This is a genomic window from Lentzea cavernae, from assembly GCF_014653695.1.
Lineage (GTDB): Bacteria > Actinomycetota > Actinomycetes > Mycobacteriales > Pseudonocardiaceae > Lentzea > Lentzea cavernae.
The window spans coordinates 43,855-56,573 of the sequence record NZ_BNAR01000025.1 but is presented as its reverse complement, the minus strand read 5'-3'; the positions used below and the strand labels follow the sequence as shown (position 1 = coordinate 56,573).

10 protein-coding genes and 1 tRNA gene are annotated in these 12,719 nt (G+C 69.5%); 3 read left to right on the top strand and 8 right to left on the bottom strand.

The annotated features are described in order from the left end of the window. Positions 1–79: 79 nt before the first annotated feature. From IE307_RS43110 to IE307_RS43085, 6 genes are all read right to left on the bottom strand, one after another. Positions 80–1,342, bottom strand: a complete 1,263-nt coding sequence (locus tag IE307_RS43110; protein WP_191305282.1) for a glycosyltransferase 87 family protein — start codon at positions 1,340–1,342, stop codon at positions 80–82. 561 nt (positions 1,343–1,903) lie between these two features. After that, positions 1,904–1,976, bottom strand: a tRNA-Ala gene (locus tag IE307_RS43105). Positions 1,977–2,244: 268 nt separating this feature from the next. Continuing rightward, positions 2,245–3,030 carry a DsbA family protein gene (locus tag IE307_RS43100; protein ID WP_191305281.1) on the bottom strand — a complete coding sequence of 262 codons (786 nt, stop codon included), beginning with the start codon at positions 3,028–3,030 and terminating at the stop codon, positions 2,245–2,247. Positions 3,031–3,076: 46 nt separating this feature from the next. Beyond that, positions 3,077–4,363 carry an MFS transporter gene (locus IE307_RS43095; RefSeq protein WP_191305280.1) on the bottom strand — a complete coding sequence of 429 codons (1,287 nt, stop codon included), beginning with the start codon at positions 4,361–4,363 and terminating at the stop codon, positions 3,077–3,079. A 50-nt stretch (positions 4,364–4,413) separates the two neighbouring features. Next, on the bottom strand, positions 4,414–5,223 hold the full coding sequence (locus IE307_RS43090; protein ID WP_191305279.1) for a GNAT family N-acetyltransferase: 810 nt from the start codon (positions 5,221–5,223) through the stop codon (positions 4,414–4,416). Next, the gene (locus IE307_RS43085; protein ID WP_229905601.1) at positions 5,216–6,265 is read right to left on the bottom strand and encodes a glycosyltransferase family 2 protein; all 1,050 of its coding nucleotides are present in this window, start codon (positions 6,263–6,265) and stop codon (positions 5,216–5,218) included. The genes IE307_RS43090 and IE307_RS43085 overlap by 8 nt, the downstream gene beginning before the upstream one ends. 26 nt (positions 6,266–6,291) lie before the next feature. Between IE307_RS43085 and hrpB the strand changes: the two genes are divergently transcribed. The 3 genes from hrpB (at position 6,292) to IE307_RS43070 (ending at position 10,305) form a co-directional block, all read left to right on the top strand. Next, complete coding sequence (gene hrpB, locus IE307_RS43080; protein WP_191305277.1) at positions 6,292–8,565, top strand: ATP-dependent helicase HrpB; 2,274 nt, start codon at positions 6,292–6,294, stop codon at positions 8,563–8,565. Positions 8,566–8,647: 82 nt separating this feature from the next. Continuing rightward, positions 8,648–9,706 carry a macrolide family glycosyltransferase gene (locus IE307_RS43075; RefSeq protein ID WP_191305276.1) on the top strand — a complete coding sequence of 353 codons (1,059 nt, stop codon included), beginning with the start codon at positions 8,648–8,650 and terminating at the stop codon, positions 9,704–9,706. Further along, a complete protein-coding gene (locus IE307_RS43070; RefSeq protein WP_191305275.1) occupies positions 9,703–10,305 on the top strand; it encodes an HD domain-containing protein in 603 nt (200 codons plus the stop codon). Before IE307_RS43075 ends, IE307_RS43070 begins: the two co-directional genes overlap by 4 nt. Here IE307_RS43070 and IE307_RS43065 read toward each other — a convergent pair. Together IE307_RS43065 and IE307_RS43060 are read right to left on the bottom strand one after the other, a co-directional pair. Then, positions 10,290–11,702 (bottom strand): amino acid permease, encoded by a 1,413-nt coding sequence (locus IE307_RS43065; protein WP_191305274.1) that lies wholly within the window; start codon positions 11,700–11,702, stop codon positions 10,290–10,292. The two genes, IE307_RS43070 and IE307_RS43065, sit on opposite strands and share 16 nt — an antisense overlap. Before the next feature lie 22 nt (positions 11,703–11,724). After that, positions 11,725–12,669: a GlxA family transcriptional regulator gene (locus tag IE307_RS43060; protein ID WP_191305273.1), complete on the bottom strand. Its 945-nt coding sequence runs from the start codon at positions 12,667–12,669 to the stop codon at positions 11,725–11,727. Positions 12,670–12,719 lie beyond the last annotated feature (50 nt).

Below are 12,719 nucleotides of genomic sequence, written 5' to 3'. Positions count from 1 at the left end.
CTGCGCGGCAGCGCGGCTCTCCAGCTGCCGATAGGTCAGCCCTGACCATTTCTTGAGCTCCCTGAACAGACCGACGAACTCATGTGGAGTCCGCGCGACTTCCGGAACAGGAACGCTGTGCTTCTCGATTTCCGGTCACCCCCAGCAACCAGTTGCGCCTGTGCGGCGCAAGCCGAACCCCCCGGTCCGACCACGGCCTGTCACCAGCCGCGAACGGAACGTACCAAAGGAGCGGGCTCCTGGGCGAGAACGTGAGGTGGCGGGCAACAACACCACCGGCCAGCAGCAACGCGGTGAGCACGTATGCGTTGTCGAGCCACAGGATTCCGGTCTGACCGTGCCCCACGACGAAGATCACAGCCGCCCCGGCGGCGGCGATCATCCGCCGGCGCGCCACCAGGCAGCCCACGAGCGGGACCACCCAGACCCAGTGGTGGGACCAGGAGATCGGGCTGATCAGCAATCCCGCGAAAGCGGTGACGAGCAGTGCGACCAGTTGGTCATCACGCCGAAGCGCCGACCTGACCAGCACGACGGCGAGAGCCGTCACCAGCAGGCACAACGAGGCCGACAACCAGAACGCCCACTCCGCCTCGCCGGACAACCGTTGCACGACCCCCGCGACGGATTGGTTGGTTATCCATCCGTTTCCCGTTGCGTTGTTGCCCTTGACCAGCGCTGATGCAACATAGGTGATCGAGTCCCGCGGCAGCAGCAGAAAACCGGCCGAGTTGAGGCAGGCGAACGTCACCAGAGCCCGCACGGCGTCCTGCCGCCGCCCGGTGAGGAAGAGGTGCGCGATGAAGATCAGGGGTGTCAGCTTGATCGCGGCGGCGACTCCCACCAGAACGCCGGACGCCTTGTGACCGCGCAACAGCAGCACGTCCACCACGACCAACGCCATGAGGACGATGTTGATCTGACCGAACGCGAGAGTCCGCCACACCGGTTCGAGAGCCGGCACCAACAACAACGCGAACGCCGCCAGCCCCGCGCCGAGCGACGACCGGAGCACAACGCCGAGTCCCACAGCCGATGCGGCAGCGAACACAGCCCACACGACCTGCGGCGGCAACAACGCCAACGGCGCGAACAACACCGCCGCGATCGGCGGATAGGTGAAGGGAAGCTCGGGCGACCACGGTGGAGTGGCCGCGAGTGGCCCGTAGAGCGGCTCGCCGCGCATGACGGCGAGCGCGCCCGAACGGTAGACAGCGCTGTCGATTCCGAGCGGCGCGTCGAGCAGCCAAAAGACCACACCGACCAGGAACAGAGCTGCGGCGAGGAGGACGGAGGTCTGGGGGATCCGAGCCGTGATCCTTGCGAGTCCTGCCTGTGTCATGATCACAACGTAGGTAAGTGATCACTTGAAATCGTCGTACCCGGGATCTCACTTCACGTCCAACCCAGGTAGCCGCAACCCGCCTTGCGCTACCGGGGTAGCACATCGGAAGTGATGACGGAAGCGATGATCAGACCGCGGAACCTGGTTGTGGCGCAGCACGTTCATCCGCCGAGTGCTCAAACCCGCGGTCAATGGCGACGAAGGACGTCCACGGGCAGGATCCGTACGATGCCGATCCGGCCTGGACTGACGACCTCCAACGGCGCTGGCACGTAGCGGAGCTGAATGTCTGGACTCACCCGACCGCGCCGGAACCTGCAGAACGCCATCTTTCAGGGCTGCTTGCGGCGTAAGCAATCCGCTGCCCCCTCGCACCGTTGATGGAGGGGCGCGACGATCACTCTGTCCAGCGACCAGCACACCGATCAAGCCGGAGCTCACTGCTCTAGAAGTGCTCCACAGGGGCAGCAATCCACGATCACCCAAGATCCACCCAGAACAACAAGAAACCCGCCTGACCAGCGGAAACCGCTCGATCAGACGGGCTCTCAATTCAAGTGGAGCTGAGGGGACTCGAACCCCTGACCCTCACACTGCCAGTGTGATGCGCTACCAGCTGCGCCACAGCCCCTTGAAGGTCCACGTTCCCGCCGGGTTTCCCCGTCGTTCTCGTGTGGCTATACCGTACAACACCCCTGCCACAAGATAAAAATCGGGGGTGGCCGAGACACGTCCGGCCTGGTGAGACCACGTTTCACCGAAAGACCGCCACACGAATCGCCTGATGAACACCGACCACCCCCGCCAGGACGTGACGCGCACCACGCACCGAAGTCCACAAAGGATGGGAAAGCACAACGCCCGGCCCCAGAACCCAGGACCGGGCGTCGAGCAGAGGCCTACTTGGCCAGGTCGGAAAGCCAGTTCTTGTTGTCCAGGTCGACGAGCTTGCCGCCGGAGGCGACGCTGGGCGTGCCGCGGAACCGCCCGGTCTCGCCGTCCCGCAGGACGGGGTCGTTGCTGGTCTTGGACATCAGCTCGTCGAGCTGCGTCTTGTAGGTCTGGTTCTGCACGCACGACTCGAAGGTCGGCGAAGTCACGCCCACTTCCTTGCCCAGCTTGATGAGCTGGTCCTTGGTGTAGCCGGCGTCGCCCTCCTCGGGCTGCTTGTTGAACAGGGCCGCGTGGAACGCGTTGAACTTGCCGTCGTCGGCGACGCAGAGGGCGGCGTTGGCCGACTCGGTGGAGTAGCCCTCGGGCTTCGAGAGGCGGTTGAGCATGGGGAGGACGTTGTAGCGGATCTTGACCTTGCCGTCCTCGACGGCCTTCTTGATCTCGGTGCCGTAGGTCTTCTCGAAGGTGCCGCAGATCGGGCAGAGGAAGTCCTCGTACACGTCGACCGTGACGGTGGCCGTGTCCTTGCCGACGAGGACGGTGTTGCCCTCGCGGACCGCTGGGGCCGAGATCGTGTGGTCGGCGGGGGCCAGGGGGATGGCGTCCGAGGCCGAGGTCGAGGGCTTCATCTGCTCGTAGATGACGTACCCGATGACCGCCACGGCCAGTACGGCCACCACGGCGATGCCCGCGATCACCTTCGTGCGATCGGAACCGCCCGTCGAACGGGCCTGGACCACCGCACGCGCGGCCTGCTTCTTCTTCCGCGCACTGCGCTCTGCTCCACCCACGGCGACGAGGGTAGCGACACAAACTAAAAGAAAGCTGAGCGCGCAATCACGCTTCCGGGTGACGTGGCTTTCCGCCGACGCGTTCGCCGGTCGGGATCTCGGCGCTTTCGTCCAGGCAGCCGCACTCCGGTGCCACGGCGGTGGCCGTGTGCTCCTCCTCGTGCGTGGGCAGGGTCTCAGGAGCGTTGAACCAGAAGAGCACCGAGAGCAGCAGTGCGGCGCCGGTGATGGCGAACGAGGCTCCGAAGCCGAACGAGTCGGCCAGCAGGCCCGCGCACAGCGGGCCGATGATCGCGCCCAGGTCCGTCACCATCTGGAAGCCCGCGAGGACGGGGCCGCCCTTGCCGCGCGGGCCGATGACGTCGGCCACGACGGCGTTCTGCGGCGGGTTGAGCAGGCCGGCGCCCATGCCCGCGATGAGCGAGGCGGCCATGAACGTCCACAGGTCGCCGGTGAAGCCCATCCAGACCGTCGCGGCGCCGCTCACCAGCAGGCCGACGATGGCGACGGGCTTGCGGCCGCGGGTGTCGGCGATGCGGCCGGACACGAACAGCATCGCCGCGTTGCCGCCGGCGAAGACGGACATCGAGATGCCGGCGACGGCCGGGCTGTGCTTCAGAGCCTCGATGACGAACACGGGCACGAGCGAGATGCGGACGCCGAACACCGCCCAGCCGTTCGCGAACCCGGACGCCAGGGCGGCCCGGTAGGCGCCGTGACGCACGGCCTCGCGCACTGTCATGGGAACGTCGGTGTTGGTCCTGTCGATCTCCACGAGCGTCGAGCGCCGCAGGAAGAACCAGACCACGAACGCCGCGAGGCACAGCAACAGGCCGTACGACACGAACGGCACCCACAGCCCGAACGGCACCAGGCCCGCACCGACGATCGGGCCGGCGACGTTGCCGATGAGGAACCCCGCGGCCCACATCCCGGAGGCCCGCCCGCGCATCGGCGCCGGGGTGATCCGGATCAACAGGCCCAGCGCGGCGACGGTGAACATCGTCGACCCGACGCCGGCCAGCGCACGCCACGACAGCATCTCGGCGTAGCTCGTCGAGAACCCGCTCATCGCCGTGCCCAGGGCCACGATGAGGATGCCGACGATGTAGACGCGAGGCTCGCCGAAGCGGTTGACGAGTTTGCCGCTGACCGGCGCGAACGCCAGCCGGACGAACGCGAACGCGCTGATCAGGGCCGCTACGGCGGTGTGACCCACACCGAACGAAGCCGCGTACACCGGCAGAACGGGTGCCACGATCCCGAACCCGACGGCGATGATGAAACTCGCCGCGACCAGAACCCACACCTCGACCGGCAACCGCTCGCGCACAAAGCCTCCCTTAGCCCTGCTAAGGATATGTCACGCGGCAACTAACTAACTCAGTCGAGTAGCTCATCCACTCTGCGTACATAAGCAGTCACCGGATACGCCGCAACGAACCCGCACGCCTCGGCGAACCGCTCTCCCGGACCCTCGTCCACCTGCGACGCCACCAGCATCGCGCCGGCAGAGCGCAGGGCCGCGACAGCGGAGACCACCAGCGACCGCCCCACGCCCCGGCGGCGGCGCGCCGGACGCACCACGCACTGCTCGACCAGGCCCACGCCGCGCTCGGCGAAGCCCGACACGAACCCGCCGATCCGGTCGCCGTCGTCGACGACCAGCACCAGGCACCGCGGGTCGTCCAGCCGGTGCCCGAGCCACCGGCCCAGGCGCTCCCGGTTGCCGACCAGCTCGTCGGACAGCAGCTCGACGATGCCGGGCAGGTCCGCGTCCACGGCCCGCCTGACCTCGGAGGACTCCGGAGCGGACCCGCGGTGCACCACGGTCTGCAGCTCCTCGACGGCGTACCAGCCGGAGTCGTCGGCGATCCCCTCGATCTCGTCCACGGTCGTCGGCGACGCGTACACGACGGCCTCCGCGCGGCCCGCGTCCGCGAACGTCTGCTCCAGCCGCAGCAACGTGGACGCGACCTCGACCGACGTCCCGTCCAGCGCGCACCCGAAGTTGCCGGACGGCAGCGGGTTCTCGCGGTTGATCACGACGGCCGCGCTGCCGACCTTGCCCACCTTCCCGTACCGGACGGCGCCCGACGCGAGCCGCGCCCCCTCGACCAGGATCGCGAGCGAGCGCGACTGGTAGGGGTCGAGCAGCTCCGGGTCGTCCGGGTCGCGCAACGGGTCAACCAACGCGGCGGTCCTTCCACTGGGCACCTGGACGCAACGCGCAGTCCAGCAGGAACACGCCAATCGTCGCCCACGACAACGGAGCCAGCACGGCCGAGGCCTCCGGAGCACCGATCCGCCGCACGAACTCGCGGTGCGGCACGGCCTGCGCGAACCACGCCAGCCACGCCCACGGCGACCGCCACCGCAGCACCGGGACCAGCCCGTACGCGAGGTGCAGCACCCCCGCGACCACCAGCAGGGGGCGTCCCCACGGACCGAACATCTCCCGGAACGCCGGCTGGATGCTCTTGCGCAACAAGCGCCAGCAGTCCGCGACCGTGCCGATGCCCGACGTCGTCAGCAACGCCGTGGCGTCGACGAAACGCACGACACCGCCGGAGTCCCTGACCAGCGTGCCCAGCCCGACGTCGTCGGCGTGGGTGCCCGCGATCGCCTCCCAGCCGCCCGCGGCCTCGAAGGCGGTGCGGCGCACCAGGACGCAATGCCCGACCGCGAGCGCCGTGGCCCCGCGGCCGTCCGGCGGCGAACCCTCGAACACCAGCGTGTTGAACGCGGGCAGCAGGAACCACCAGGCGGGTCCGGTTCCGCGCCCCGACGACGACACCAGGTCCGCGCCCAGTTCGGAGGCCGTGGCGACCAACCGCCCGACGAGGTCGGGAGCACACGTGACGTCGGCGTCGACGAACAACAGCCACTCCTCGTCCCGGACGGCCTGAACGCCGAGGTGCATCGCGTGCGTCTTCCCGGCCCAGCCGTCGGCCGGCCCTGACGACTCGACCACCTCGGCGCCGAGAGACCGGGCAACGGAGGCCGTCGCGTCCCCGGAGGCGTCGTCCACCACCACGACGCGCACGCCCGGCTGCCCGACCAGGCCGGGCAGCAACCGCGGCAACGTGGCTTCCTCGTCGCGTGCGGGAACCACGGCCAGCACGGACGCCGTCATCGACGACGCCGACACCATCGGCACGTGCCGCCACTGCCGCACGGTCCGCCCGGACCGCAGCGAGGACAGGACCCCAGATGCCACGCCGATCATCCCCATGCGGCCACCCTGACACACTCAACGGCGTGCACCTGCCCGATCTCCCGGTGAAGTCCGTTCTCCCGCAACTCCTGGAGCAGCTCCAGGAACACGGGGCAGCCGTCCTGGTGGCGCCGCCGGGCACCGGCAAGACGACGCTGGTCCCGCTCGCGCTCGAAGGCAGGGTCGTCGTCGCCGAACCCCGCCGGATCGCCGCCCGCGCCGCCGCCGCGCGGATGGCGAGCCTGCTGGGCGAACCGGTCGGCCACACCGTCGGCTACTCGGTCAGGGGCGACCGCAAGACCAGCAGGCACACCCGCATCGAGGTCGTGACCAGCGGTCTTCTCGTGCGCCGGCTCCAGCACGACCAGGAGCTCAAAGGCGTCGGCACGGTCCTGCTGGACGAGTGCCACGAACGCCACCTCGACGCCGACCTCCTCCTCGCGCTGCTGCTGGACGCCAAAGCGGGCCTGCGCCCGGACCTCAAACTCCTGGCGACGTCAGCAACCGTTGCCGCACAAAGACTCTCGGACCTGCTCAACGCCCCGGTCCTGCACACCGAGTCGCGCATGTTCCCCACGGAGATCACGTACGTCCCGCCCGCGCGCAACGAGCACGTCGAGACCACGGTCGCGCGGGCCATCAACAAGGCACTGTCCGAAGTGGACGGTGACGTGCTCGCGTTCCTGCCCGGTGTCAGGGAGATCAACCGGACGGCGAGCCTGCTCAACGCCGACACGGTCGTCCTGCACGGCCAGCTCAACGCCCAGACCCAGGACGCCGCCCTGCGGCCCGGCCCGAACCAGCGGGTCGTGCTCGCCACGAGCATCGCCGAGTCCAGCCTCACCGTCCCCGGCGTCCGCGCGGTCGTGGACGCGGGCCTCGCCCGAGTGCCGCGCGTCGACCACCGCCGGGGTCTCGCGGGCCTCGCCACGATCCGCGTCTCGCAGGCCGTCGCCGAGCAACGCGCCGGGCGCGCCGGACGTGAGGCACCGGGCCGCGTCTACCGCTGCTGGCCGGAGCACGAGCACTCGACGCTGCCCCGCTACCCGGAACCGGAGATCAAGACCGCCGACCTCACCAGGCTCGCCCTCGAGCTGGCGGTGTGGGGCACCCCGGACGGCAGCGCCCTGAACTGGTGGGACGCCCCGCCGGAGGGTGCGCTCATGGCGGGGCGGGAGACCCTCGACGCCATCGGCGCGCTCGAACCCGGCCGCCGCGACCGCATCGCGAGCGTCGGCCTGCACCCGCGCCTGGGCCGCGCCCTCATCGACGGCAGCGCGCTCGCGGGCAACCGGACCGCCGCCGAGGTCGTGGCACTGCTCGACGACAGCACGCACCCCAGCACCAGCGATCTCGCGACCGCCCTGAAGTCACCGGGCAAGTGGCGCAAGGAGGTCAAGAAGCTCGAGAAACTCGGCACCAACCCGGTCGGCAACGGCGACCCCGCGCTCGTCGTCGCACTCGCCTACCCGGAACGACTGGCGAAGCGCCGGTCCAAGAACAGCAACGTCTACCTGATGGCCAACGGCACGGCCGTCGAGCACACCGACTCGCACAACAAGTGGCTGGCGATCGCGATCGCCGACCGCGAACCGGGCAGCAAGCACGGCCGCGTCCGCCTCGCCGCCCCGGCCGACGAGGAACTCGCCGTCACCGCGGCGGAGGCCCTCGTGCACACCGAGGACGACATCCGCTGGGGCGGCGACGTCATCGCGAACGAGGTCCGCAAGCTCGGCGCGATCACCCTCGACGAACGCCCCCTCAACGACCTCGCGAAGTCGCAGCAGGCACTCCGCCTCGGTCTCGAAGCCGAAGGCCTGGGCCTGCTCAAGTGGCCCGACAGCGCGCTTCGCCTGCGCGAGCGCATGGCGTTCCTGCACCGGACCCGCGGCTGGCCGAGCGTCGACGACGAGCACCTGATCCGCGCGATCGACCTCGGCAAGGCGAAGAAGCGCTCCGACCTGGCCAAGATCGACACGACGAACCTGCTCCGGAGCCTGCTCCCGTACCCGGAGGCGGCGGAGTTCGACAAGCTCGCACCGGAACGCATCGGCCAGGGCAAGGTCGACTACACGCAGGACCAGCCCGTGCTCTCCGTCCGCATCCAGGACGCCATGAAGTGGGCCGACACCCCGCAGATCGCCGGAGTCCCGGTGGTGGTGCACCTGCTCTCGCCCGCCGGCCGCCCGACCGCCGTGACGAGCGACCTCAGGACGTTCTGGCGCAACGGCTACCTCAAGGTGCGCAGTGAGCTGAAGGGCAGGTATCCCAAGCACCACTGGCCGGAACGCCCTTGGGACAAGAGCAGGAAAACCTGAACAGATTCACGACAAGTGCCGGTGAACCACCAGGAATCGAACGACGTTTACCTGTCTTGTGGCGCACATCGCGGTCTTCCTCATGGCCGAGCGCGGACACCTCCTGCCCGCGCTCGGGCTGATCGCCGAGCTCGTGCGCCGGGGCCACCGGGTGAGCTGCCCGGCCACCGCGCCGTTCGCCCCCGCGGTCGCCGAGTGCGGCGCGACCGCGATCCCGTACGCGACAACGCTTCCCGACGCGCTGCCCAGCTCGCTCTACGAGGCCACCCGGCTGGCGCTCACCGAGGCCGAGTCGGTGCTGCCGCAGCTCGAGGACGTGTTCCGCGACGACCGGCCGGACCTGGTGGTGTGGGACATCGCGGCCTGGTCCGGCGGTGTCGTCGCGCACCGCCTGGAGGTGCCGAACGTGCTGGTGGAAGGCCTGCTGACGAGCAACGAGCACTGGTCGCTCGGCACCGCGGTGGTGCCGCCGCGCGCGTTCGACCCGGACGCGATCAGGTTCTTCACCAGGGTGCACGGCTTCCTCGGCAGCGCGCTGCCGGAGTTCGTCTCGGGCGCGCGCCGCCGGATCGCCCTGTTCCCCCGGCAGTTCCAGCCCGAGGGCGACACGTTCGGCGAGCACGTCGCCTTCACCGGCCCCTGCCTGTCCGCCCGCGCTTTCCAGGGCACGTGGGAACCGCCGCCGGACAGGCCGGTGGTGCTCGCGACGACGGGCACGCAGGTTTGCGCGGACGCCGCGCGTGGAATGCCGTGGCACCTCGTCACGAAGGGCAAAGTCCTGAGTCCTGCCATGAACGTCGAAACGCACGAAGACGTACCGCAGCCGGCCGTGCTGGAGCACGCGAGCGTGTTCGTGACGCGAGGAGGCATGGGCGGTGTGATGGAGGCGCTGCACCACGGCGTGCCGATGATCGTCGCGCCGCACATGACCGACCAGCGGCTCAACGGTCAGCGCGTCGAGGAGCTGGGGCTCGGTGTGCTGCTCGACACGGTGACCGTGGAGGGTGTGCGCTCGTTGGTGGATCAGCTGATGTCGGATTCCGCGATCTCCGCGCGGGTGAAGGACATGCAGCGGATGATTCACCGGGCGGGCGGCAGCGCGGTCGCCGCGGACGTCGTCGAGGAGGAACTGGCGCGGTGAGACGGATCTGGGACGACGCGGTCCGCGCGCTCGGCGGTGCGCCGGACGCGGGCGACCTGATGGAGCGCTACGCCGAACCGCACCGGACCTACCACAACACCTTCCACGTGGTGTCCGTCGTCCGCGACTCGTCGGCGCTGGCCGACGCGTTCGCGTTCACCGTCGAGGAACGGGCGGTCCTCGCGCTGGCGGCCTGCGCGCACGACGTGATCTACGACGGCAAGCCCGGCGAGGACGAACGGGCCTCAGCCGCGTGGGCCCGCGAACGCCTGGCCGGGGTGGAGGAGGCGCATGTCGCGCGCGTGGAGTCGTTGGTGCTGGCCACGATCACGCACTCGTCCGACGACCCGCTGGCGCACGTGCTGCTCGACGCCGACCTGGCGATCCTCGGCTCGGAGCCGGAGCACTACGAGCGCTACAGCGCGGCCGTGCGCCAGGAGTACTCGCAGTACGACGACGAGACGTGGCGCGCGGGCCGGTCGAAGGTGCTGAAGACCCTGCTGGAGCGCGAGAAGTTGTTCGTCAGCGAGCCCGCGCGGCAGCTGTGGGACGCCCACGCGCGGGCCAACCTCGCCCGCGAGCTTCAGTCGCTGGCCTGAACCTCGAGACGGGCCTTGCGCACGCCGTACCCGAAGTAGACGACGAACCCGAGGGCCATCCAGCCGAGGAACGCGATCCAGGTCTCCAGCCCGAGGCTGAACATCATGTAGACGCAGAACGCCAGTCCCAGCAACGGGGTCACGGGCGAGAGCGGCACCCGGAAGCTGCGCTCGCGGTCCGGTTCGGTGCGCCGCAGGATGATCACCGCGATGTTGACCAGCGCGAACGCGAACAGCGTGCCGATGCTCGTCGCGTCGGCCAGCGCCCCCAGCGGCACCAGCGCGGCCAGCACGGCGATGAACAGGCCGACGACGACCGTGTTCGCGAACGGCACACCGGTGCGCGGGCTGAGCTTCGAGAAGAACGACGGCACCAGCCCGTCGCGGGACATGGCGTACAGGATGCGCGTCTGTCCGTAGAGGACGGTCAGCACCACAGAGGTGATCGCGACGACGGCACCGATCGACAGCAGGATCGGCCAGATCGTGCTCCCGGTGTTGTCCGTCAGCACCCGCGCCAGCGCCGCCTCCGTGCCCTCGAACGTCTGCCACGGCATCGCCCCGACCGCGGCCAGCGCGACCGCGCAGTACAGCGCGGTGACCACGACCAGCGAGATGATGATCGCGCGCGGCAGGTCCCGCTGCGGGTTCTCGGCCTCCTCGCCAGCGGTCGACGCGGCGTCGAAACCGATGTAGGAGAAGAACAACGTGGCCGCGCCGGCGCTCATGCCGGCCAGCCCCAGCGGGAACAGCGGCGCGAAGTTGCCCGCCTTGAACGCGGTGAACGCGACCGCGCAGAACATCAGCAGCGCGCCGACCTTCACCCACACCAGGACGGTGTTCGTGCGGGCACTGCCCTTCGCGCCCCCGAGCAGCACCAGCATCGAGATCACCACGACCAGCACGGCGGGGACGTTGACGATCCCGCCCGCGCCCGGCGGCTGGCTCAGCACGTCCGGGATCCGCAGACCCGTCACCAGGTGCAGCAGCTCGTTGACGTACTGCCCCCACCCGACCGCGACCGCCGCGACCGAGACGCCGTACTCCAGGACCAGGCACCAGCCGCAGACCCACGCCACGATCTCGCCGAGGGTCGCGTAGGTGTAGGAGTACGAGGAGCCGGACGCGGGGATCAGGCCCGCGAGCTCGGCGTACGACAAGGCGGAGAACAACGCGGTGATGCCCGCCAGCACGAACGACAGCACGATGGCGGGCCCGGCCTGCGGCACCGCCTCCCCCAGCACGACGAAAATGCCGGTGCCGAGCGTGGCACCGATGCTGATCATCGTGAGGTGGCCGACACCCATGGTGCGCTTGAGTTCGCTGCCGGGATGAGTCAGCTGGTCGATCGGCTTGCGCCGCAACACCCGCGCCCCGATGCGCTGTCCGTTGCTCATCAGGACAACCTAACGCCCTGCCCTATCTGCCACCGACGGGGCGGAACGTGCGGCGGTACGTGTCCGGCGGCACACCGACGGTCCGGTGGAAGTGCCGGCGCAACGTCGTGGCCGTCCCCATCCCGGACGCCTCCGCGATCTGGTCCACGCTGTCGTCCGTCATCTCCAGCAGCTCCTGCGCCCGCCGGATCCGCTGCACGTGCAGCCACTGCAGCGGAGTGGTGCCCGTGACGGCCCTGAAGAGCCGCGCGAGGTGCCGCGAACTCATGTTGGCCTGCCGCGCCATGTCCTCGACCGTGATCATCCGGTCGAACCGCGCCGACACCCACTCGAACAGCTCCGTGAGCGGATGCCCCTCCCCCGACGGCACCGGCGCCAGCACGAACTGCGCCTGCCCACCGTCCCGGTGCGGCGGCACGACGAGCCGACGCGCCGCCGTGTTCGCCGTCGCGGCACCGTGATCACTCCGGATCACGTGCAGGCTCAGGTCGATCGCCGCCGCCTTGCCCGCACTCGTCAACACCTGCCCGTTGTCGACGTAGAGCACGTCCGGGTCGACCTCCACGCGCGGATACCGCCTGGCCAGCTCGTCGGTGTGCCCCCAGTGCGTGGTCGCGCGGAGCCCGTCGAGCAGCCCGGCCTCGGCCAGCACGAACGCACCCGTGCACAACGACATGATCCGCGCCCCTCTCCCGTGGGCCTCTCCGACAGCGCGAACCAGCTCCGGGTCGAGCGGCCGGTCGACGTCCTCCACGGCCGGCACCACCACCGTGTCCGCTTCGACGAGCCGGTCGAGCGGAAGATCAGGCTCCAGCGTGAACCGCCCGGCGCGAACCGGCGCGTCACCGCAGAACCTGACGTCGTAGTCGAGCTGCGGGGCGGTGAAGATCTCGTACGTGGCGGTCAGCTCGAAGTGCAGCATCCCGTCCGTCACAGCAAACGCCAGCATGTCCGAAACTGTACGCATCACGTCGTTCCAGACACTAGCTACTCCCCGATCCCACCCCTTGAATGGTC